This is a genomic window from Flavobacterium cryoconiti, assembly GCF_048158645.1.
In the GTDB taxonomy this organism is placed as follows: Bacteria; Bacteroidota; Bacteroidia; order Flavobacteriales; family Flavobacteriaceae; genus Flavobacterium; species Flavobacterium cryoconiti.
In genome coordinates, this window is record NZ_JBLNKW010000007.1 from 81,786 (window position 1) to 104,664 (window position 22,879).

15 protein-coding genes are annotated in these 22,879 nt (G+C 30.9%); 13 read left to right on the plus strand and 2 right to left on the minus strand.

Annotated features, from left to right (window positions below):
- Positions 1–4: 4 nt before the first annotated feature.
- The 5 genes from ACM55H_RS11315 (at position 5) to ACM55H_RS11335 (ending at position 7,972) form a co-directional block, all read left to right on the plus strand.
- Complete coding sequence (locus ACM55H_RS11315; RefSeq protein ID WP_416836589.1) at positions 5–2,848, plus strand: DUF7619 domain-containing protein; 2,844 nt, start codon at positions 5–7, stop codon at positions 2,846–2,848.
- Between the two features lie 261 nt (positions 2,849–3,109).
- Positions 3,110–3,856 carry a 3-oxoacyl-[acyl-carrier-protein] reductase gene (gene fabG / locus ACM55H_RS11320; protein ID WP_035672321.1) on the plus strand — a complete coding sequence of 249 codons (747 nt, stop codon included), beginning with the start codon at positions 3,110–3,112 and terminating at the stop codon, positions 3,854–3,856.
- A gap of 110 nt (positions 3,857–3,966) precedes the next feature.
- A complete protein-coding gene (locus ACM55H_RS11325) occupies positions 3,967–5,994 on the plus strand; it encodes a hypothetical protein (protein WP_416836590.1) in 2,028 nt (675 codons plus the stop codon).
- Between the two features lie 28 nt (positions 5,995–6,022).
- The gene (locus ACM55H_RS11330) at positions 6,023–6,919 is read left to right on the plus strand and encodes a LysR family transcriptional regulator (protein WP_416836591.1); all 897 of its coding nucleotides are present in this window, start codon (positions 6,023–6,025) and stop codon (positions 6,917–6,919) included.
- 75 nt (positions 6,920–6,994) lie between these two features.
- The gene (locus ACM55H_RS11335; RefSeq protein ID WP_416836592.1) at positions 6,995–7,972 is read left to right on the plus strand and encodes a YeiH family protein; all 978 of its coding nucleotides are present in this window, start codon (positions 6,995–6,997) and stop codon (positions 7,970–7,972) included.
- A 21-nt stretch (positions 7,973–7,993) separates the two neighbouring features.
- Here ACM55H_RS11335 and ACM55H_RS11340 read toward each other — a convergent pair whose 3' ends face one another.
- A complete protein-coding gene (locus ACM55H_RS11340) occupies positions 7,994–8,725 on the minus strand; it encodes a YoaK family protein (RefSeq protein WP_416836593.1) in 732 nt (243 codons plus the stop codon).
- A 95-nt stretch (positions 8,726–8,820) separates the two neighbouring features.
- Here ACM55H_RS11340 and ACM55H_RS11345 point away from each other — a divergent pair, with 95 nt between their 5' ends.
- On the plus strand, positions 8,821–9,819 hold the full coding sequence (locus ACM55H_RS11345; RefSeq protein WP_416836594.1) for a zinc dependent phospholipase C family protein: 999 nt from the start codon (positions 8,821–8,823) through the stop codon (positions 9,817–9,819).
- Positions 9,820–10,049: 230 nt separating this feature from the next.
- Here the strand turns inward: ACM55H_RS11345 and ACM55H_RS11350 are convergent, their stop codons facing one another.
- Positions 10,050–12,149, minus strand: a complete 2,100-nt coding sequence (locus tag ACM55H_RS11350) for an LTA synthase family protein (protein ID WP_416836595.1) — start codon at positions 12,147–12,149, stop codon at positions 10,050–10,052.
- A 200-nt stretch (positions 12,150–12,349) separates the two neighbouring features.
- On the opposite strand from ACM55H_RS11350, the gene ACM55H_RS11355 reads away from it, so the two are divergent.
- From ACM55H_RS11355 to hisG, 7 genes are all read left to right on the plus strand, one after another.
- Positions 12,350–13,012, plus strand: a complete 663-nt coding sequence (locus ACM55H_RS11355) for a response regulator transcription factor (RefSeq protein ID WP_416836596.1) — start codon at positions 12,350–12,352, stop codon at positions 13,010–13,012.
- Positions 13,013–13,017: 5 nt separating this feature from the next.
- On the plus strand, positions 13,018–14,397 hold the full coding sequence (locus ACM55H_RS11360) for a sensor histidine kinase (protein WP_416836597.1): 1,380 nt from the start codon (positions 13,018–13,020) through the stop codon (positions 14,395–14,397).
- 73 nt (positions 14,398–14,470) lie between these two features.
- Positions 14,471–18,808, plus strand: coding sequence for a CusA/CzcA family heavy metal efflux RND transporter (locus tag ACM55H_RS11365; RefSeq protein WP_416836598.1), 4,338 nt, complete (start codon positions 14,471–14,473; stop codon positions 18,806–18,808).
- 9 nt (positions 18,809–18,817) lie between these two features.
- Positions 18,818–19,933: an efflux RND transporter periplasmic adaptor subunit gene (locus ACM55H_RS11370; protein WP_416836599.1), complete on the plus strand. Its 1,116-nt coding sequence runs from the start codon at positions 18,818–18,820 to the stop codon at positions 19,931–19,933.
- A 12-nt stretch (positions 19,934–19,945) separates the two neighbouring features.
- Positions 19,946–21,064: a VIT1/CCC1 transporter family protein gene (locus tag ACM55H_RS11375; protein ID WP_416836600.1), complete on the plus strand. Its 1,119-nt coding sequence runs from the start codon at positions 19,946–19,948 to the stop codon at positions 21,062–21,064.
- 69 nt (positions 21,065–21,133) lie between these two features.
- The gene (locus ACM55H_RS11380; RefSeq protein ID WP_416836601.1) at positions 21,134–21,664 is read left to right on the plus strand and encodes a DUF2231 domain-containing protein; all 531 of its coding nucleotides are present in this window, start codon (positions 21,134–21,136) and stop codon (positions 21,662–21,664) included.
- Positions 21,665–21,955: 291 nt separating this feature from the next.
- Positions 21,956–22,813, plus strand: a complete 858-nt coding sequence (hisG, locus tag ACM55H_RS11385; RefSeq protein ID WP_039108143.1) for an ATP phosphoribosyltransferase — start codon at positions 21,956–21,958, stop codon at positions 22,811–22,813.
- The last annotated feature ends 66 nt before the right edge of the window (positions 22,814–22,879 follow it).

Here is a 22,879-nt window from a genome sequence, read left to right on the forward strand (position 1 = left end):
TTAAATGAAAAAATATTACTTTGTATTATTGGTTTTTTTTCTATTTACCATAGCTAATGCTCAGACCATTACTATTGTTGATCTTAAATTCAAAGCGAAATTATTAGAAGCTAATTCTAATAATCAAATTGCAAAAGATTTATTGAATAACTATTTTAAAATTGATGCTAATGACGATGGAGAAATTCAGGAGTCTGAAGCCTTACAAGTTAGTTATTTAGATCTTAAAAATGCGATGCTTTCTTCTATAGAAGGAATTAAAAGCTTTGTTAATATTAAAATGATTTCTTGTTCAAATAACAAGCTTTCTTCATTAGATTTAAGCAGTTTAGATAAAGTCACAAGCTTGGATTGCAGTAATAATCAACTTACAGCATTAGATCTTAGTGGCTTAACCAATCTTCAAGATTTGAATTTTAGCACTAATCAGATTTCTTCATTTGATGTGAGTTCTTTTGCAAATATGATAACCTTTGCTTGTGATTTTAATCAGTTAACAGCACTAAATATAAATCATCTACCAAATCTATTATTTTTGAGTTGTACTGATAATCAACTTGTGACTTTAGACCTTTCTGATTTGTCAAATCTTAAAAGCATCTATTGTTCTAATAATTTATTAGCATCAATAAATGCCAATAGTTTTTCAAAACTAGAGATTCTGTCTTGTTCGTATAATAAACTGAGTTCATTAAATTTATCCGGTTTAACTAATCTTCAAAGCTTATATTGTTTTAATAATCTATTAACTGGTTTAGATGCAACAGGATTAAATAGCGTTAAAGAAATAATATGTTATCACAATCAGCTGACAAGTATTACCGTTACTGGATTAAGCAATCTCAATCGATTAGAATGTTACAATAATCAATTGACTACTTTAGATTTGACAGGATCAACTACTAATCTTGGTATTTTAGCCTTCACTAATAATGCTATAAATTTAGATGTTTCAAGAATGACCAACCTAAATTATTTAGATTGTGGCAATACAGCTATAACTAATTTAGATGTTAGTCAATTAATAAAATTAAAATATCTAATGTGCAGAGGAAATCAATTAGCCAATTTAAATCTAACCGGATTGACAAAAATTGAGTTTCTCGAATGTTCGGATAATAAATTGACAAATATTGATTTAAGCAGTTTAAAAGATCTTAGAATTTTGCGTTGTGATGGAAATATGATTAATTCATTAAATTTAACTGGATTGACAAATATCCAAGGTATTGATTGTAATGATAACAATTTTTCTTCATTGGACACAAGTGATTTAAAAAAACTTACAACATTAAATTGTAATAATAATCCTTTAATGGCATCTGTTTATTTGAAAAACGGAAGTAATGAAACAAGCTTATATTTATCTAATACACCCAATTTGAAATACATTTGTGTTGATGAAAATCAAATAACACAGGTTCAGAATTTAATAACCCAAAATGGGTATACAAATTGCGTAGTAAACTCCTATTGCTCTTTTATACCCGGAGGTGCTTTTTATACTATCCAAGGTAATAATCGATTGGATAGTGATAATAATGGTTGTGACGCATCAGATATTGCAGCTGTAAATATTAAATTTACTATTACTGATGGAATTACAACAGGAACTGTAATATCCGATTCATCGGGAAATTATGCGCTAAAAGTTCAAGAAGGTACGTATACGATTACTCCAAAATTAGAGAATTTTGACTATTTTACAATTTCACCAACATCAGTAAATGTTAGTTTTCCAACAGAAACGAGTCCATTTATTCAGGACTTTTGTATCACTCCAATTGCTACTCATAAAGATTTAGAAATTACTTTAATTCCATTAGAAGCTGCGAGACCCGGATTTGATGCTGCCTATAAAATCATTTATAAAAACAAGGGAAATAGTACACAATCTGGCTCTGTAAATCAAACTTTTAACGATGTCATTTTAGATTTAGTTTCAGCAAGTCCAGTTCCTTTTAGCCAAACAATGAATAACTTATCTTGGAATTTCACAAATTTGGCACCGTTTGAAACCAGAGAAATTTCTATTACGTTAAACGTGAATACTCCTGCAGAAATACCGGCGGTAAATAATGGAGATATTTTAGGATATACCACAACAATCAATTCATTAGAAACTGATGAAACGCCAATTGATAACACTTTTGATTTTAAACAAACAGTTGTGGGTTCTTTTGATCCAAATGATAAAACCTGCTTGGAAGGCGATGTCATTACTCCAAATCTGATAGGTGAATATGTGCATTATATGATCCGTTTTGAAAATACAGGAACTTATCCAGCCCAAAATATTGTGGTGAAAGACCTGATTGATTTATCAAAATTTGATATTTCAACTTTAGTTCCAACAAAAGCCAGTCATGGATTCAATACCAGAATATCCGATGGTAACAAAGTGGAATTTATCTTTGAAAACATCAATCTTCCTTTTGATAATGCAACAAATGACGGTTACATTGCTTTTAAAATCAAAACCTTGCCAACACTTATTGTGGGAGATTCTTTTGCAAATGAAGCGAATATTTATTTCGATTATAATTTCCCGATTCTGACTAATAAAGCAACATCCACTTTCAAAACTTTAGGGATTTCAGATTTTGAGTTTGCTGATTATTTTAATGTGTTTCCAAATCCTGTAAATACTATTTTGAATGTTGATGTGAAAAATACAATTGAAGTAGAGTCGATAGCTGTTTATGATGTTTTAGGGCAATTGGTTATTGCAGTTCCGAATGCACGAAACATTTCAAAAATTGATGTTTCTAAACTAACAACTGGAAATTATTTCTTGAAAATGAATACCGATAAAGGGACTTCAAGTACGAAGATTATTAAAAATTAAGTTTCAAATGTTACTTTATCTAATTGAATAATTAATTAATAAGCCTTATTTTATTTTTTAAATAATTAATACAGAAAACTATAGCTGTTTAAATGTTATTGGGTTTGTAATTTTTTTTCAAACCACAATTATTGCTATATTTGACGGGTGTAAAATAGCCCTGATAACAGTGGAAATCCTTTTATGTTTTTCTTTAAAACATAAAAGATTGAAACGAATAGCAGGAATAGCTACAAATAAAAATTAAACTAATTTTAGAACATGAAATTACTAGAAGGAAAAGTTGCCATAATTACAGGTGCAAGCCGCGGAATTGGAAAAGGAATTGCAGAAGTTTTTGCAAAACACGGTGCAAATGTTGCATTTACTTATAGTTCATCAGTAGAATCAGCTTTGGCTCTTGAAAATGAATTAAACGCTTTAGGAATTAAAGCTAAAGGATATCAATCAAATGCTGCCGATTTTAATGAAGCACAAACATTTGTAGATGCGGTTTTAGCTGAATTTGGAACTGTTGATATTCTAATAAACAATGCTGGAATTACTAAAGACAACCTTTTGATGCGTATGTCTGAAGGAGATTTCGATCAAGTAATTGATGTTAATTTGAAATCTGTTTTTAATATGACCAAAGCGATTCAAAGAACTTTCTTAAAACAACGTTCAGGATCAATAATCAATATGAGTTCTGTAGTAGGAGTGAAGGGAAATGCAGGTCAAACCAATTATGCGGCTTCTAAAGCAGGAGTTATTGGCTTTTCAAAATCCGTAGCTTTAGAATTAGGTTCTCGTAATATTCGTTGTAATGTAATTGCTCCAGGATTTATAGAAACTGAAATGACAGCCAAATTAAATGAAGATGTCGTGAAAGGATGGAGAGACGGAATTCCGTTGAAACGTGGTGGAACTACTGAAGATGTTGCTAATGCTTGTCTTTTCTTTGCATCAGATATGAGCGCTTATGTAACTGGACAGGTTATGAATGTTTGTGGAGGAATGCTTACTTAATATAATTTAAAGATTCAAAGATTAAATAATTTAAAAATTGGGCTGAAGAGCTATTGTTGAATTTCATAATCTTTAAATCATTTAATCTTTGAATTTTTAAATAAAAAGGAATGACAACAACTACTATTTTATTAATAATACTTTCTTTAGTATTAGCAGGTAGTTTGTCATTTTACCACTATTTATACAAAGCTAAAAACAAATCTACAGTTAGTTTGTTTTTGTTTTTTTTGCGTTTCATGTCCATTTTTGGAATATTATTGCTGTTGATTAATCCAATAATAACTAAAAATACGCTGGAAATTGTAAAAACACCGTTAGCAATTGTTGTTGATAATTCCAGTTCCATTTCGTTCTTGAATGCTAATGAAAAATCAGTGGAATTGCACCAAAAATTGATTTTAAATGCAGCATTACAAGATAAATTTGATATTCAATCGTATCAATTTGACGGTGAATTTCAACAATCTGAAAAATTTGATTTTAAAGGAACGCAAACCAATCTGGATGCCGTCGCCAAAAACCTAAAAAGCATTAATAAAAACATTTTTTTTCCAACCGTAATTATTACCGATGGAAATCAAACTTCAGGTAACGATTATGTTTATGGTTTTGATGCAGCTAATAAAGTATTTCCATTAATTGTAGGGGATACAACCACTTTTTTAGATTTTAAAATAGACCAACTGAATGTCAATAAATACGCTTTTTACAAAAACAAGTTTCCGGCAGAAGCCTTTTTGCACTATTCAGGAACTAAAAATGTAACTGCTGATTTTATTATTTCGCAAGGGAATTCGGTGTTTAGTAAACAATCTATTTCATTTTCACCATCGAAAAAAACGGCTGTTGTCAATATACTTTTACCTGCTAATAAAGTAGGATTACAAGTTTTTAAAGCTACGATTTCATCTAAAGAAAAAGAAAAAAACACCTATAATAATACCAAGAATTTTGCCGTAGAAGTGATTGACCAGAAAACAAATATCGCCATTATTTCGGCTATAAATCATCCGGATATTGGTGCTTTGAAACATGCAATTGAAACTAATGCACAACGTAAAGTAACTTTGATTAAGCCTAATGGTATCAAATCATTACAAGATTATAATGTTTTAATTTTATACCAACCTACAGCTGAATTTAAATCTATTTTTGACACTGCTAAATTGGCCGGAATCAACACATTCATTATTACGGGGAACAATACAGATTTCAATTTTTTGAATCAACAACAGGACAATTTGTCTTTCAAAATGAGTGGTCAAAAAGAAGATTATTTGGCTGAATTTAATTCTGAATTTAATCTCTTTGCAATTGATAATATTGGTTTCGAAAATTTCCCTCCTTTGCAAAATCCCTTTGGAAATATAACTACAAATGGAAACGTTTCGGTATTGCTTTCTTCCAAAATAAGAAATATTGCCACTAATTCACCTTTATTGGCTTTTACTGAAAATCAAGGCAAAAGAGCAGCTTATTTTTTTGGAGAAAATAGTTGGAAATGGCGTTTACAAAGTCATATTGATAATCAGTCTTTTGAAAAGTTTGATGTATTTATTGACAAGATTATTCAGTTTTTAGCTTCTAATAATTCAAAAAAATCATTGGTTGTTGAACATGAAAGTTTCTATAATTCAGGAGAAGCAATTGAAATTTCCGCGCAATATTTCAATAAAAACTATGAGTTTGATGAGAAAGCTCGTTTGACAATTGCTGTAACTAATACTAAAACCAAACAAACTAAAAATTACGATTTATTAAAAAGTAATAATTCCTATCAAGTAAGTCTTGATGGACTTACGGCTGGGAATTATGATTTTTCGGTTAAAGAATTGAATTCAAAAACTACTTATTCCAATCATTTTGAAATATTGGATTTTGATATCGAAAAACAATTCGTTAATCCAGATGTAGAAAAATTGACACAATTAGCCACGCAAACACAAGGAAAAGCCTATTTTCCAGATCAAATTGATGTATTAATAAAATCACTTTTGGATAATGAAGAATACAAAGCTGTTCAAAAGAATAATGTAACCAAAACACCTTTGATTGATTGGGTTTGGTTACTCGTTTTAATTTCGATTTTTATTTCAACCGAATGGTTTGTTAGAAAATATAACGGATTGTTGTAAATTTAAATTCCATTTAAAAATATAAGTCATGGATTTTAGATTAAAAGTGTTTTTTACTGTCGCCAATAGATTGAGTTTTACAAAAGCAGCAACGGAATTATTCATTACGCAACCTGCCATTTCGAAGCATATTCAAGAGCTGGAAGAACAATATAAAATCAAACTTTTTGAAAGAAACGGTTCGAAAATTTCCCTTACCAATGCTGGTGAAGTATTGCTTAAGCATACTAAAAATATATTTGAAGTCTATAGAGAAATTGATTTTGACATGAGCGCACTAATCAATCAGCAAAAAGGATTACTTCGATTAGGAGCCAGCACAACAATTTCTCAATATATAATTCCACCTGTTTTGGCCCGCTTTCATCAAAAATTGCAGGACATAAAAGTAAATTTACTGAACGGAAATACGGAACAAATTGAAAAAGCATTACTGAATAAAGAGATTGAAATAGGAATTGTAGAAGGACAATCTAAAAATCAGTCTATCAAATACACCGAGTTTTTGAAAGACGAATTAGTTCTGGTTTGCAACAATACCAATCCTTTGAAAAACAAAGACCAAGTTACTTTAGAGGATTTGAAAGACCTGCGATTTGTAACTCGGGAACAGGGTTCTGGAACACTTGAAGTTATTGAACACGCGTTAAAACCATTTGGGATTAATCTCTCGCAATTGAAAATTGAAATGCAGTTGGGAAGCCCTGAAAGTATAAAATCCTACTTAATGAATTCTGATTGTGTCGCTTTTATTTCGATTCATGCTATAGAAAAAGAGCTTAAAAATCACGAATTGGTTATTCTTGATATTGATAATTTTGTGATTGAACGCTTTTTTTATATCATTACTTTACAAGGAAAAGTTGATGCGCTATCAGAATTATTTATAAAAAACATATCCAATCATTATAATTTAAAGTTATAGCAGATTGTTTTTTGCAATTGGTTAATACAGATTAATCTATCCACCTTTGTATAGTAATAATTCAATTACTTTACAATGGAATCAAATCAAAAAGCAATTTTAAAGCAAGCGCCTTTATTTTTTAAAATAAATGCCATACAACAACAAATTATTTTTGTTGCATTGCTATTGTTTTGTTCGACCTCTGTTGTTTCACCACCAATCGCTTTATTGTTAGGACTGATTGTAGCAAATCTTTCCGGTCATCCATTTTTACATCTCAACCATAAAGCAACAAACATTCTATTGCAGGTTTCTGTGGTAGGTTTAGGTTTTGGAATGAATGTTAACAATGCTTTATCGGCAGGGAAGGAAGGTTTTATATTTACTATTGGATCTATTTTTAGTACTCTAATTTTTGGAACTTTTCTAGGGAAATGGTTGAAAATTGAAAAGAAAACTTCTCATCTTATTTCTTGCGGAACTGCTATTTGTGGTGGAAGTGCGATTGCTGCAATTGCTCCAGTAATTAAATCAGATGAAAAACAAACTTCCATTGCTCTAGGAGTGATATTTATCTTAAATTCAGTGGCTTTATTTTTATTTCCGGCTGTAGGACATTGGTTGGATTTATCACAAAAAGAGTTTGGGTTATGGTGTGCGATTGCCATTCATGACACAAGTTCCGTGGTTGGTGCGGCGAGTAAATTTGGACCTGAAGCATTGCAAATAGCCACAACTATAAAATTAGCACGAGCCTTATGGATTATTCCGGTAGCTTTACTCATGGCTTTTATTTTCAAAAACAAATCCAGCAGAATCAAAATTCCCTATTTTATTGGATTATTTATTTTAGCAATGGCCATGAATACGTATGTTTCACAAACAGCGATTGTTGCGCCGTATTTGGTTTCAATTGCCAAAATTGGACTCACACTAACTTTATTTTTAATTGGAGCAGGATTGAACAGGAATATTTTGAAATCAGTTGGAGTAAAACCGTTGTTTCAAGGACTTTTGCTTTGGATATTTATAGCAATCGGAACACTGTTAACCATTATGTATTTTAATTAGAAAGCACTATTTAAAACAATATTAATGATTAAATTTCTTTCTTTTGATGGCAAAATATGTGAGTCTCAAATAATCATAAAAAAGAGCAATAAACAGAAAAAAGGAAGCGATTAGAAGTGTTTTTAATTCCATTTTTTGATACATGAATCCTCCGGAAACACAACCAATAAAAAAGAAGGAAATGATTGAAAAACGCAAATAAATACTCGTTTTCAATTTTGTTACTTCATCTGCTTTTTTATAAAAAAATAATTGAGACAATTCAATTCCTAAATCGGTAAAAAGACCTGTTAAATGTGTTGTTCGGACTGTTGCCTGTGATATTTTTGTTACTAGGGAATTTTGAATTCCCATAGCAAAAAGCATAAAAAAAGCGATTGTTTTACCTTCGAAAATAGAAATATCAGATGGAGCTCCAAAAATGGCGATACCAGTTAAAACTAAAATCTCCAAAGAAATAGGTACAACGTGAGACAAATCAGGATGTTTTCCTGAGACTAATTCCGATAAAAAGTTAGAAGTAAAAGCCCCAATCAAGAAAAATAGGGTAAAAATAAAATAGGTTATTGCGGCTGAATAATTGTTAAGCATCAATTCTTCAGCAAAATAGGCAAAGTGTCCTGTGACATTAGTTGTCAATGTTTTTACCGCCAAAACTCCAGTAATATTAACAATCCCAGCCACGAAGGACAGCAAGGTTGCTAAACGCAAATTGTGAATAAAAGTTCTATTTTTTCCTTTGTGACGAAACATTTCAATTAATTTCTTTAAATTAACATAATCTTAAACCAGATTTCATTGAATTATATTTAAAAAAAATACATTTGCAGTACTAATAAATAAATATAATGAAAAATTTTAAAATTAGACCTACACTTATTGGGTTATCTACAATTGGAATTGTTTTTTTGCTGTTATCATGGGGTGTTGTTGGCCATGAACGAATCAATAGAGCCGCAGTAATGGCACTTCCAAAACCATTGCAAACTTTTTTCTACAATCATATCGATTTCATCACTCAAGAATCCACAGTTCCAGATTTAAGAAAATCTATTTTAAATGATAAAGCCGAAGGACCTCGTCATTATTTTGACATGGAGAATTTTGGAAGCGTTGACAGTTTTCCTAAAACAATGGAAGCTGCAAAGAAAAAATACGATGAGAAATTCTTGTCAAAAAATGGAACATTGCCTTGGTACATTCAAGAAATGATGGGCAAACTAACGAAAGCGTTCAAAGAGAAAAGAAAAAACGAAATTCTATTTATTGCTGCAGAACTGGGGCATTACATAGGAGATGCACACATGCCTTTGCACACTTCTGATAACCATGATGGTCAAAATACCAATCAAAAAGGAATTCATTCGTTATGGGAAAGCCGTTTGCCTGAATTGTTTGTTAAGAACTACAAACTAAATGCTGATGAAGGAAAATATATTGAAAATGTAGACCAAGCAACTTGGGATATTATTTTTGACACCCATAGCTTAGTAGCTCCTTTATTAGCGGCTGATAAAAAATTAAGAACTACGACTCCCGAAAACAAAATGTATGTCGTTGATGATGCAGGAAATATTGTGAAAAACAAATACAATGGCGTTTTATATTCGGATGATTATGCAACTAAATTTCATCAAGAGTTGAATGGTATGGTTGAAAATCAAATGAAAAAAGCAATTACTGCTACAGCTAGTTTTTGGTATACCGCTTGGGTAAATGCAGGAAAACCGGATTTAAGTAATTTAGATACTGAAGCTCTTACCAAACGCAATAAAAAAGGGTTAAAACAAGATTCCAAATTATTTAAAAAAGGAGTACTTTTTGGTTTAGTAAACGATAAAGAATAATTTTTAAATCTTAACTAAACCACTCCTCTGGACTGAAAGTCTGCATGGTTGCAAACTAATATTAGCCACGAATTTCACCAATTAGCACAAATTAATTCGAGTAAATTAGTGAAATTCGTGGCGAAAAATCTTTAGAAGCTAAAGTGAAATGCACTAAAGAGCATAGTTTTAAACTATAATTTGATACTATAAAAAACGGGTAAGATACCAATCTCACCCGTTTTTTTATGCTAATTAATTTTCTGATATTTCTTTTTCTTCAACATATCAGAAGCCGTTTGGTAATAAGAAATGGTTTGGTTTACTAAATCGGTTCTTTCTTTTATCAACGAATTTTGGTCGTAATATATTTGAAAATCAGGTGCTGTTTTTTGATCTTTTTTTAATGTCAATTGAAATTGCTTCACTTGTTGTTTTGGTGAAATAATAGTCAAAACATTATCCTTTATCAATCCTAAATCCTGATATGTTGCAATTAAAGCTCTTGGTTTATAGTCTGATTTTAAAACGTCCTCACCATAGAATTTACTTTGATAATTGAAATTCAACAATCCAAATAATGTAGGCATAATATCAATTTGAGACATCAAATTGGTGTAATGTTTTGGCTGAACATATTCTGGACTGTAAATCATTGCCGGAATCCTGTATTTATCAACTGGAAGTTCGGTTTTTCCGGCACTGGAAGCACAATGATCTGCCAGAATCACAAAAACTGTATTCGCAAACCAAGGTTGTTTACTCGCCATTTCGAAGAATTTCTTCATAGCAAAATCAGTGTATTTTACGCCACCGTCACGAGATTTAGCATCTCCGGGAATGTCAATTTTATTGTTAGGATACGTAAATGGTCTGTGATTACTAACTGTCATAATATGATTAAAGAACGGCTTGTTTTCCTTTGCTTCATCATTCATTATCTTGATAGCTTTGTTATACATATCCTCGTCACAAACGCCCCAAACATTTGCAAAAGTAATTTCTTCAGGAGTAAATGTTTTTTTATCTACAATACCATAACCGTTTCCAGTATAGAAATCTTCCATATTATCAAAGAAAGCATCACCGCCATAAAGGAATTTTACATTGTATCCTTTTTGTTTAAAGATGTTTCCGGTCGAAAATTTGTTTTTATTATCTTCTCTTTTTACTACACTTTCGCCAGCAGTGGGAGGGAAGCACAAAGTAACAGCTTCAAGACCGCGAACAGTTCTATTCCCAACAGCGTAAAGATTCGTAAACAATAAACTTTTTGTAGCTAGACTATCCAAGAACGGTGTAAGATTTTGATCGTTTCCGTACATTTTCATAAAATCAGCACTATAACTTTCGATAGTTATTAATACTACATTCTTATGATTTTCAGTTGCATCGCTTTGAATTTTTCTTAAAGAAGTTTCTCCTGAAATTCCAGGAATTTGTTCTTGTAATAAAGCGTACGCATCTTTTTCTGGAAGTGTTTTGTAGAATTTAAAATAGTCTAATTCACTGTTTTTAAAAGCTAAAAAGAACTTATAAATTCCATTCGCTTCTAATTCGTTAGTGAAAATATTTTGAGAATTTTCCTGAGCGGATAAAAAAGGGATTGCTACTAAAGAAAGTCCAAATAAAGCCAGATAAATTCCTGAAAGCTGTATTTTTTGTACAAATGTTGGAATGCTTTCAATATACGTTTTTGAGCGTCTTACAATCACGTAAGTTATTAAACCTGAAACAATAAAAAGTGCGCTAAATATAGGGATAACAGGATAAGATTGCATAATATTTCCGATAACTTCATTGGTGTAAACCAAATAATTTACGGCGATGAAATTGTATTTTACACCAAATTCATTCCAGAAAAAGTACTCACTAATTCCATTTTGCAAAATCAAAACAACGTACAAGAAAATGACAAACGAGAACAACCAGAATCTAATTTGGTTTCGATATTTTGGAAGAAAAAGTAACAAACCAAATAAAATAGTTTTTATGGCGATAAAAGCAATGCCAATTGTTGGTAAAGCGCCTCCATATTCATTAAGAATAGTGTTACCAAATGAAACATACAACAATAAGGCAACTAATGCTCCAAAAAAGAGATAACCATATGGTTTTAAGTATTTTGAATTGGATATAAAAATAAGATACAACCATAAAAAACCGCTAACCAATACAAAAATGAAAAAATCAGAGATTAGTCCAAATCCAAATATTTTAATAATATCCAGAAAACCAAATGAGCTTTGGGTAATGGGATGAAATAGCAATACTATTCTTAAAACGATGCTTACAATAATATAAAAAAGCATAAGATTGTAAAATGGAGAAAACTTTTTTGAAAGCGTCATTAGGAGTTATTTTTTACAAAAATAGTAATTTGAAACAATAAAAGCATTAAGTACTAGGTGTATTCCATTCTTAATTTTGGCTTAAGAAGTTTATCTGATTACAAAATTGACCTTTATTTTAAACTAAATTTGTAATTATAATCGCATCTTTAGATAGTTTGCTGTTTAGATTATATTCAAATAGAATTAAATAAAAAGAAATGCACATTTTAATAGTAGAAGATGAAATCGGGATTATTCAATTTCTTCAACAAGGGTTGGAGGAGGAAGGATATCGAATTACAAGTGTTTCAGATGGTTTGAAAGGGTTTGAATTAATTCAAAAAGAGAATTTCGACTTGATTTTATTAGATTGGATGCTTCCAAAAATGACTGGATTAGAATTATGTAAAGCGATTCGACTGAAAAATACGGAAACGCCTATTCTTTTTTTGACTGCCAAAGATACCATTCAGGAAACTATTGAAGGTTTAAAAGCTGGAGCAAATGATTATATCAAAAAACCATTTAGTTTCGATGAACTTTTGGAACGAATTAAAATTCATTTCAGAAATCAAAAAGAAGTAGAAATACTCAATCTTGGTGCAATTAAAATAGATGTTGCGAAACATCTTGTTTCAGTCAATGCTAACGAAGTTAATTTGACACAACGCGAATTTCAATTGCTGCATTATTTAGTAAAAAATAAAGGAAAAGTTTGTACCAGAACCCAGATTATTGAAGATGTATGGGATATTCATTTTGAATATGATACGGGAGTAATTGATGTTTTTATGAATTCCATTCGCAAAAAGCTAAATTTAAAAATTGAAGAAGATTTTATAAAAACCATACGCGGAGTTGGATATATTGCTAATGATTAATACAAATGGGAACACTTTCTTTCAAAAACAGAATCGCTTTTAACTATATTATAACTACAGCATTATTAATTTTTGTAGTGTTTTTTGGGATATTTTCTATTGTAAAATATAGTGTTTACAGTCATATTAATAATGATATTAAAAGCGAAGTAAGAAAACATTTAACTGAAATTGAAATCATAAATGATCACATAGGTCTTACTCATGATCATGAATGGCTTGAAAGAGAACACAATACAATTGCTATAAATCCTGTTTTTGTTCAGTTTTATGACAAGCACGGATTAATTGGAGAAAAATCACCGAATTTAAAAATTAAATCTTTAAAATTTAGTAAAAAAGCACCTGATAATCAGTTTTTTGACACGAAATTAGTAAACAAGTCAATTCGTCAAATACAAGTTCCAATTTATCAGAATTCAAAGAAAAAAGGGTATTTAGTCATTGCAATGTCACTTGAAGATGCTCAAATGGTACTCAAAAACCTATCAAACACACTTTTAATTTCGTATCCAATAATTCTAATTTTACTTTTCATTATTGCCCGATTTATAGCTGGAAGAAGTATAAAGCCGATAAATTCTATTATTGAAACTTCAAATGTTATTACAAAAGACAATTTGAAATCCAGGATTCCTTTACCACAAAATAAAGATGAACTTTATATTCTTTCGGAAACCATCAATAATTTGTTAGATAGAATTGAAAATACAATTGAAAGAGAAAAACAATTTACATCAGATGCTTCCCATGAATTAAGAACTCCATTGACAATAATTAAAGGAACTCTAGAAGTTTTGATTAGAAAACCTCGAAATCATGAGGAATATGAGGATAAAATTAATTTTTGCGTTAACGAAGTCGATCGTTTGAATAGTATAGTAGATCAACTGTTATTATTGGCTCGATTTGAAAACCAAAGACAAAGTTTAAAAATTGAAAACGTCTATTTAAATGGAATAATCTTAGATACAATTTCGCGATATTCGAGTAAAATACAATCTAAAAACATTCATGTTTCATCTAATTTTGAAAAAGATTATTATATAAAAAGTGATGATTATCTAGTATCAATTATCATTAATAATTTGATTTCAAATGCTTTAAAGTATTCAAAGGAGAATACAAATTTAAAAATCAATATTTCAGATAATTACGGTAAAGTTGAATGCCAAATTACCGATTTTGGTATAGGAATTCCTTCTGAGGATTTACTCAAGGTTTTTGATCAATTTTATCGTTCAAAATCAAATGAACATATTGAAATTAAAGGAACTGGATTAGGTTTATCAATTGTAAAAAGACTATGTGACTTGCTAAACATTGAAATCAAAATTTCAAGTCAGGAAAATATTGGAACTACCATATTCTTAAGTTTCCAATAAGCATATCTTAAGTAGTTCTTAAGCTACAAATTCTTTTTTCATTTTACTTTTGTATAATAAAAATAAGATTAAAATGCTCGAAAAAATTATTGCTTTCAGCTTAAAAAACAAACTCATAGTTTTACTCTTTACTATAGGAGTTTTTTTATTCGGATTATTTTCTGTTTTCCAAATTTCTATAGGTGCAGTTCCTGATGTTACTAACAATCAGGTTCAGGTAATTACAACTTCACATAATCTTTCAACACAAGATATTGAACAATTTATAACGTATCCCGTTGAAATTGAAATGGCTAATTTACCTGGAGTGAAAGAAATTCGTTCCATTTCAAAATTTGGATTATCTGTAGTTACGATAGTTTTTGAAGACGATTTAGGAACCTATCTTCCCAGACAATTAATCGCAGAGAAAATTAAAGCTGCAACTGAAAAGATTCCAGAAGGTTTTGGAACTCCCGAAATGGGACCAATTACGACAGGATTAGGCGAAATCTATCAATATACACTAGAAGTAAAACCTGAATTCAAAAATCAATATTCAGTTACTGATTTGAGAACACTTCAGGATTGGGTGGTAAAACGACAATTATCAGGAATTAAAGGTGTTGTAGAAATAAATACCTGGGGTGGTTATCTAAAACAATACGAAATTGCCATATTGCCTTCCAGCTTAAAAGCAATGAATATTACTACTGGTGATATTTTTACGGCATTAGAAAAAAATAACAGTATCGCTGGTGGTGCTTACATCGAAAAAGTAAATCAAAGTTATTTTATTCGCGCTGAAGGAAAAGTAAAATCCATTCAGGATATTGAAAATATCGTCGTTAAGAATGTAAATGGTTTGCCTGTTTATGTCAAAAATCTAGCACAAGTTCGTTATGGAAATGCCAATCGTTTTGGAGCAATTACAGGAAACGGCGAAGGCGAAAAAGTTTTGGGACAAGTCATGATGCTAAAAGGAGGAAACTCAAAACAAGTAATTTCAGATGTAAAAGACCGAGTTGCTGAAATTCAAAAGCATTTGCCGCAAGGCGTTTATATTAACGGCTTTTTGGAAAGAAGTGAGTTAGTGGGGAAGACTACTTTTACAGTTGCCGAAAACCTTATTTTAGGATGTCTTATTGTGATTTTTGTAGTGGTTTTATTGTTAGGAAACTGGCGCTCAGGATTAGTTGTGACTTCTGTAATTCCATTGTGTTTATTATTTGCAATTTCATTGATGAATATTTTTGGGATAGATGCTAATTTGATGAGTTTGGGCGCAATTGATTTTGGAATTATAATAGACGGAGCCGTTATTATTGTTGAATTTATTGCCTTTCAAATCGCTAGTAAATCGGCAAATCTTGGGAATTTATCCAAAGAAGAGCGCCAGTTAGAAATTGACCAAATCACGTATAAAAGTGCTTCAAAAATGATGAATTCGGCTATTTTTGGCCAATTGATTATTTTGATTGTTTTTATTCCAATTCTTTCTTTATCAGGTATCGAAGGTAAAATGTTCAAACCTATGGCAATGACATTCAGTTTTGCTTTGGTTGGAGCCATGATATTTTGTTTTACTTATGTTCCTGTCGTTTCTTCGTTGTTTTTAAAACCAACAATAGAAAATCTAAATTCCTTTTCCAACCGATTAATCCAAAAATTAAACTCCTTTTATGTACCAATAATTATTTGGGCTTTGGCCAATACCAAAAAAGTGATGTATGGTGCAATTGGGTTATTATTTATGGCAATCGCTTTATTTGCAACAATGGGAGGTGAATTTATCCCAACGTTAGACGAAGGCGATTTTGTGATTCAACCAGTTCTTAAAACAGGAACTTCATTGACAAAAACGATTGCAACAACGACAAAAATTGAAAAAATAATTCTTAAAAACTTTCCCGAAGTACAGCAAGTAGTCAGCAGAATTGGTGCTGCCGAAGTTCCAACAGATCCTATGTCTATGGAAGAAAGTGATGTTATTGTCAAGCTAAAACCAAAATCACAATGGGTTTCGGCTTCCAGTAAAGATGAATTAGCTGATAAAATTAAAAGCGCTATTGAAAAACAAATTCCAAATATGGATATTGAATTTACACAACCCATAGAAATGCGTTTCAATGAATTAATTTCAGGAACACGCTCAGATGTTGCTGTTAAAATATTCGGCGAAGATTTAAATATTTTGGCTCAAAAAGCACATGAAATTAAAGTGGCTATTAAAAATGTCGAAGGAGCATCAGACATAATTGTCGAAAAGACAGAAGGACTACCTCAAATGGCGGTAGTTTATGATCGTTCCAAAATTGCTCGTTATGGTTTAAATATTGCGGATTTGAACGAAACAATTGCGCTTGGTTTTGCTGGGAAAATAGTTGGAAATGTCTTTGAAGGAGAAAAACGCTTTGATATGGTTATCCGTTTGGACAAAACAAAACGTACTGATATTGATGACTTACGAAATTTATATGTTTCAACTCCAAACGGAGAACAAATTCCATTAAGTGAATTAGCATCAATTGAATACACTGAAGGTCCTGCCAAAATTTCCAGAGATAATACAAATCGTAGAATTGTTGTGGGCATCAATGTTCGAAATCGGGATTTGCAAAGTGTAGTGGCTGATATTCAAAAAATTGTTGATACTAAAATCAAACTTCCTGCAGGTTATTATGTGAAATATGGTGGACAATTTGAAAATCTTCAAAGTGCAAAAGCCCGATTAATGATTGCAGTTCCCATTGCCTTATTGTTGATTTTTATTCTTTTGTATTTTGCTTTTGGAACTATTAAAGAAGCATTAATGGTTTATACTGCAATACCGCTTTCGGCAGTAGGTGGCATACTTTTCTTATGGATAAGGGATTTACCTTTTAGTATCTCGGCAGGAGTTGGTTTTATTGCACTTTTTGGAATTGCGGTCCTTAATGGAATTGTACTTATAGAGCATTTTAAAGAATTAAAACACAACGGTGAGATGAAAGATATGGATGAATTGATTCTAAAAGGCACAACCGATAGATTGCGTCCCGTACTATTGACAGCTTCTGCAGCAGCATTAGGTTTTTTACCAATGGCAATTTCTTCATCAGCAGGAGCAGAGGTACAACGTCCATTAGCAACGGTAGTTATTGGTGGATTATTTACGGCAACTATTTTAACCATGGTTGTTTTACCCATTTTATATAAAGTTTTTGATGGAAAAGAATTTAAGAAACCTAAATTCAAACACAAAAAATCAACTTTTATGATGCTGTTTTTGTTAGCTTCATCAATGGCTTTTGCCCAAAATTCAAATAATAATGAATTAGAAGGATTAATTTCAAAAGCAATCGAAAACAATAAAGGGCTGAATTCAGCCCAATTGCAGGTTACTAAAATGAAAGAGAATATAAAAACGGCTTACACATTTGACAAAACCAATATTTATTATAGTTATGACCAAAATAATTTAGCTTTAAATAATGAACCTTTAAAAGTCTTTGGAGTGCAACAACGATTTGCTTTTCCAACGGTTTATGGAGCGCAAAAAAAGGTTTATTCTGCAGAATATGATAAAGAAAAAGCCAATTTTGATATTCAAAAAAACAAACTCGCTTTTGGAGTTTCGAATCTGTATTATCATATTGTTTATTTGCAAAACCAAGAAGTCTTATATCACTATTTAGATAGTTTGTACCAAAATTTCTCTAAAGCCAGCGACAGGCGTTTTGAATTAGGAGAAACGAATTACCTGGAAAAAATTACAGCTCAATCTAAATTTAGAAAAATTAGAACGACGCTCATTCAAATTGAGAATGATAAAAAAGCACAGTATGAAATGTTGCAATCCTTGGTGCAAACAGAAGAGAAAATTGAAATAAAAAATAAAATAATAACACCAATTAATAGTTTAACTAACGAAATAAGTAAATTATACTATACTACTTATTTAGAAAGTGTTACTGAAAATTATAAAAATCAAATTAATTTACAAAAACAACATTGGTTGCCTGATATAAATGTGGATTATTTTCAAGGTAAAAATAACGGTTTATCACAATCACTGTATGGTTTTCAAGTTGGTTTGGCTGTACCAATATTATTTTCCGGTAATGTTTCTAAAACTAAAGTTGCTCAGTTAGAATTACAAAGTTGGGAACAACAAAAGCTAAACGAAGAGCTGAAAATCAATCAATATATTGCTCAAAAAAATAATGAATTAGCTAAATACCAGGAAGCCATTAATTATTACAATCAATATGGTAAAAAATTATCTGATGAAATTATAAAAGTCGCCAATAGCAGCTACAAAAATGGTGAAATTGATTTTTTTCAATATATCCAGAGTTTAGAAAATGCTACTACGATTCAAGTAGACTATTTGGACACTGTTTTACAATTTAACAAAACGCAATTAGATTTAGAATTCCTTAATTTTTAATATTTACAAATGAAAAAATCAATTTATATAGTCGCTTTATCCTTTATTTTTTTTTCTTGCAAAGAAACCAAAACGGATGATCCAACTCCCAAAGACGACGGTTTTATAACAGCCACAAAAGAACAATTCCAATCTTCAGGAATGGAAATTGCCAGTCCCACTGTACAAGACTTTGACGTAACAGTTAAAGCTTCGGGAAGGATCGATGTTCCACCACAAAACAGGGTAAAAGTCACAACTTTTATTGGTGGTTATGTAAAATCAACCAAACTTTTAGTTGGTGATAAAGTGACTAAAGGGCAAGCTTTATTGACATTGGAAAACACGGAATTTTTAGATATTCAAAAAGATTATTTGGAAGTAGCGGAGCAAATCAAATATTTAAAATCAGAATACGAACGTCAAAAAACACTGTATGATGAGAAAATAACTTCGCAAAAGAACTACTTAAAAGCAGAAAGTGAGTACCGACGTGCTAAAGCGATGCATCAGAGTTTAAAAGCTAAATTAGTATTGTTAAACATTAATCCATCTCAAGTGGAGAAAGGGAAGTTGACCTCAATCATAACTATTTTTTCTCCTATTTCAGGAGATATTGTGATTATGAATGCCAATGTGGGAATGCTTATGAGCCCATCGGATGTTATTTTGGAAATTGTTGATACGGACCATTTGCATTTAGAATTAGCCGTTTTTGAGAAAGATATTTTGAAGGTTAAAATAGGACAGAAAATTAAATTTCAAGTACCTGAAGCTTCGAAAGAAGAATTTAATGCCGAAGTACATTTGGTTGGAAAATCAATAGAAGGGAATGATAGAACGATTAATATTCATGGACATTTGGATGATACCATTAAACAAAAATTACTAACCGGAATGTTTGTTGAAGCTGGAATTATAGTAGATTCTAAAAAAAATTTAGCGCTACCAATAGAAGCAATTATTACTGAAAACAACAAAAATTTCGTACTTTTATTAGATAAAGAGAAAAATGGATTTTCATTTAAAAAAATAAGTGTTTCTATAGGTGAAAAATCTGGAGAATTTGTAGAAATTTTGCCTAATAACACCATTAGTTCATCTTCAAAAATATTGACAAAAGGAGTTTTTGATTTAGTCAATTAAAAATAAATAAATATGGATTTAAACAAACTAAAAGATCAATTACAAACGGAAGTAGATACTGCTTTTTTGTATGATAGTATTGCAGCAATTCAATCAGATGACAATCTTACTAGAGTTTTACGGGGATTATCAGATATAGAAAAAGGTCATGCTAAACACATGTTAGATAAAGTATTGACTTTGGAACCGAATTATAAAATGCCTTTGCCTTCAGGAAGAGCAAAATTTCAACTGAAACTGGGTAAATTTTTTGGTTACACTTCTATAATTAGCAGCCTTTCAAGTATTGAAAAGCAATTTGCGGTTAATGCAATAAAAAACAAAATTGAAAGTGGGGAGAAGCCAACAGGTTTTGAACACAATCATCTTAATATAATTGAAGCGGTAAACAATAATGCTGCACTAAATGTTTCAGGCGGTTTTTTATCTAAATTTGAAAGCAGACATAAGTCAGTTGGTGGTAATGCGTTGCGAGCAGCAGTTTTAGGATCTAATGACGGATTGGTTTCTAATATGAGTTTAGTTATGGGAGTTGCCGGTGCTGCAGTTTCTAATAATACAATATTATTGACTGGGATTGCAGGACTTTTGGCGGGAGCAATTTCAATGGCTTTGGGTGAATGGCTTTCGGTACAAAGTTCCAGAGAATTAAACCAACGCCAAATTGACTTAGAAACTGAAGAATTGGAAGCTTCACCTGAAGAAGAAAAAAAAGAGCTTATATTGTTATACCAAGCTAAAGGAATGAATATTGAAGAAGCTAAAAAATTAGCTGAAAAGGCATTCGAAAATCCGCAAACAGCTATAGATGCAATTATTACTGAAGAATTAGGTATTGATAAAGAAGAATTAGGAGGCTCTGCTTGGGAAGCAGCTATAGCTTCTTTTGTCTTATTTTCAATCGGAGCGATTATACCATTATATCCATTTATGTTTTTAGACGGAAAAAATGCCATTTTATTGAGTGTTGGAAGCAGTGTTGTCGGGCTTTTTGGAATAGGTGCTGCAATAACATTATTAACAGGCAAAAGTATTATGTTCTCTGGGCTTAGGCAAGTATCTTTCGGCTTGGCTGCAGCTGCGGTAACTTATGGAATTGGGTCGTTAATAGGTGTTTCATTAGCTGGATAAAATGGATAATCATGTTTCAAATAAAATCGATATTATTGTACTACATTTAAACCTTAAACAAATTATATTATGAACGATGCTCACTTACACATGATCGTAAACCATTTTCCAATTATCGGGACCATTTTAGGACTTGGAATTTTAATTACTGGAATTATTTTAAAGAACAATTCAGTAAAAAATACAGCTTATGCTTTATTCATTGTTGCTGCACTTTTTGCACTTGCAAGTATGGCTACAGGTGATGGAGCAGAAAAGTTGGTTGAAGATATGCCTAATATTGGGAAAAGAATAATTCACGAACATGAAGAAATAGCCGAAAAACTGGCAATTGTATTGTATTTACTTGGAGCTATTTCAATTATGGGTATAGTTTTAAATTTAAAAAATCATTCTAAAGCTAAATTTATCTCTTTTGTAGCGGTTATTGTGGCAATTGTAGGTGTCTATTTAACAACTTTAGTTGGAACTTCAGGTGGTGAAATTCGTCACACTGAAATTAGAAAAGAGAGTGTCGATTCAGCTGTTAAAAATAATGTTGATTCAGCAAAAGAAGCTCCTGTTTCTAATAAATCAGAGCCAAAAGAATACGATAGATAGTATTAATTTAACAATAAAACGACTTTAAGTTAAATTAAAAATTGGATTATAAATCATTTATCTCTTATATTTGCAGAAGAATTTAAGATCAATACAATTACACAAAACATGTTAACAAATAAATTACATCATCATCATTTTCATTATTGCTCTCAAGCGATGTGTTAATGTTATGTTTGTAAATCATCATAATCTAAAAACCCGTTTGAGTACATCAAGCGGGTTTTTTATTGCCTAATATTTGTACTCAATCATAATATTCTAAACAAAAAAACAAAAACTAAACAAAAAATGAGTACACTAAAAATTGCAATTCAAAAATCAGGACGTTTAAACGAAGACAGTATTCAAATTCTAAAAGATTGTGGAATTTCTATAAACAATGGAAATGACCAACTTAAAGCATCAGCTTCTAATTTTCCACTAGAAGTGTTGTATTTAAGAAACTCCGATATTCCTCAATACTTAATTGATGGAGTCGTAGATGCTGCAATTGTTGGAGATAATCTTTTGGTTGAAAAAGGAAAAAATATTGAAGTTGCAGAAAAACTAGGTTTTTCTAAATGTAAAGTTTCGGTAGCGGTTCCTAAAAATTTTCAATACAATTCGGTAAAAGATTTAGATGGATTGCGAATTGCTACTTCATATCCAAATACTGTTTTAGACTTTTTTAATTCTAAAAATGTAACTGTTGATTTGCACCAAATTTCAGGTTCGGTAGAAATAGCACCAAATATTGGTCTTGCTGATGCTATTGTGGATATTGTATCCAGCGGAAGTACTTTGTTTAAAAATAATTTAAAGGAAGTAGAAGTTATTTTTAAAAGTGAAGCAGTTTTGGCTATTTCTCCAAAAATAACAACTGAAAATAAAGCTATTTTAAACAAATTGCAATTCAGAATCCAATCAGTTTTAAGAGCGCGTAAGTCAAAATATATTTTGATGAATGTGCCAAATGATAAAATCGAGCTTATCAATAAAATTTTGCCTGTATTGAAAAGCCCAACCGTAATGCCTTTGGCGCAAGAAGGTTGGTCAAGTGTACACACCGTTATTGAAGAAGATCGTTTTTGGGATGTTATTGATCAATTAAAAGAAGCTGGAGCCGAAGGAATTTTAGTTTGCCCAATTGAGAAAATGGTCCTTTAAAAGTTTTAAATTATAAAGTATTCTATTTAAGAATTCATTGCGAACTTTGCAAAAAACCTTTGTGAA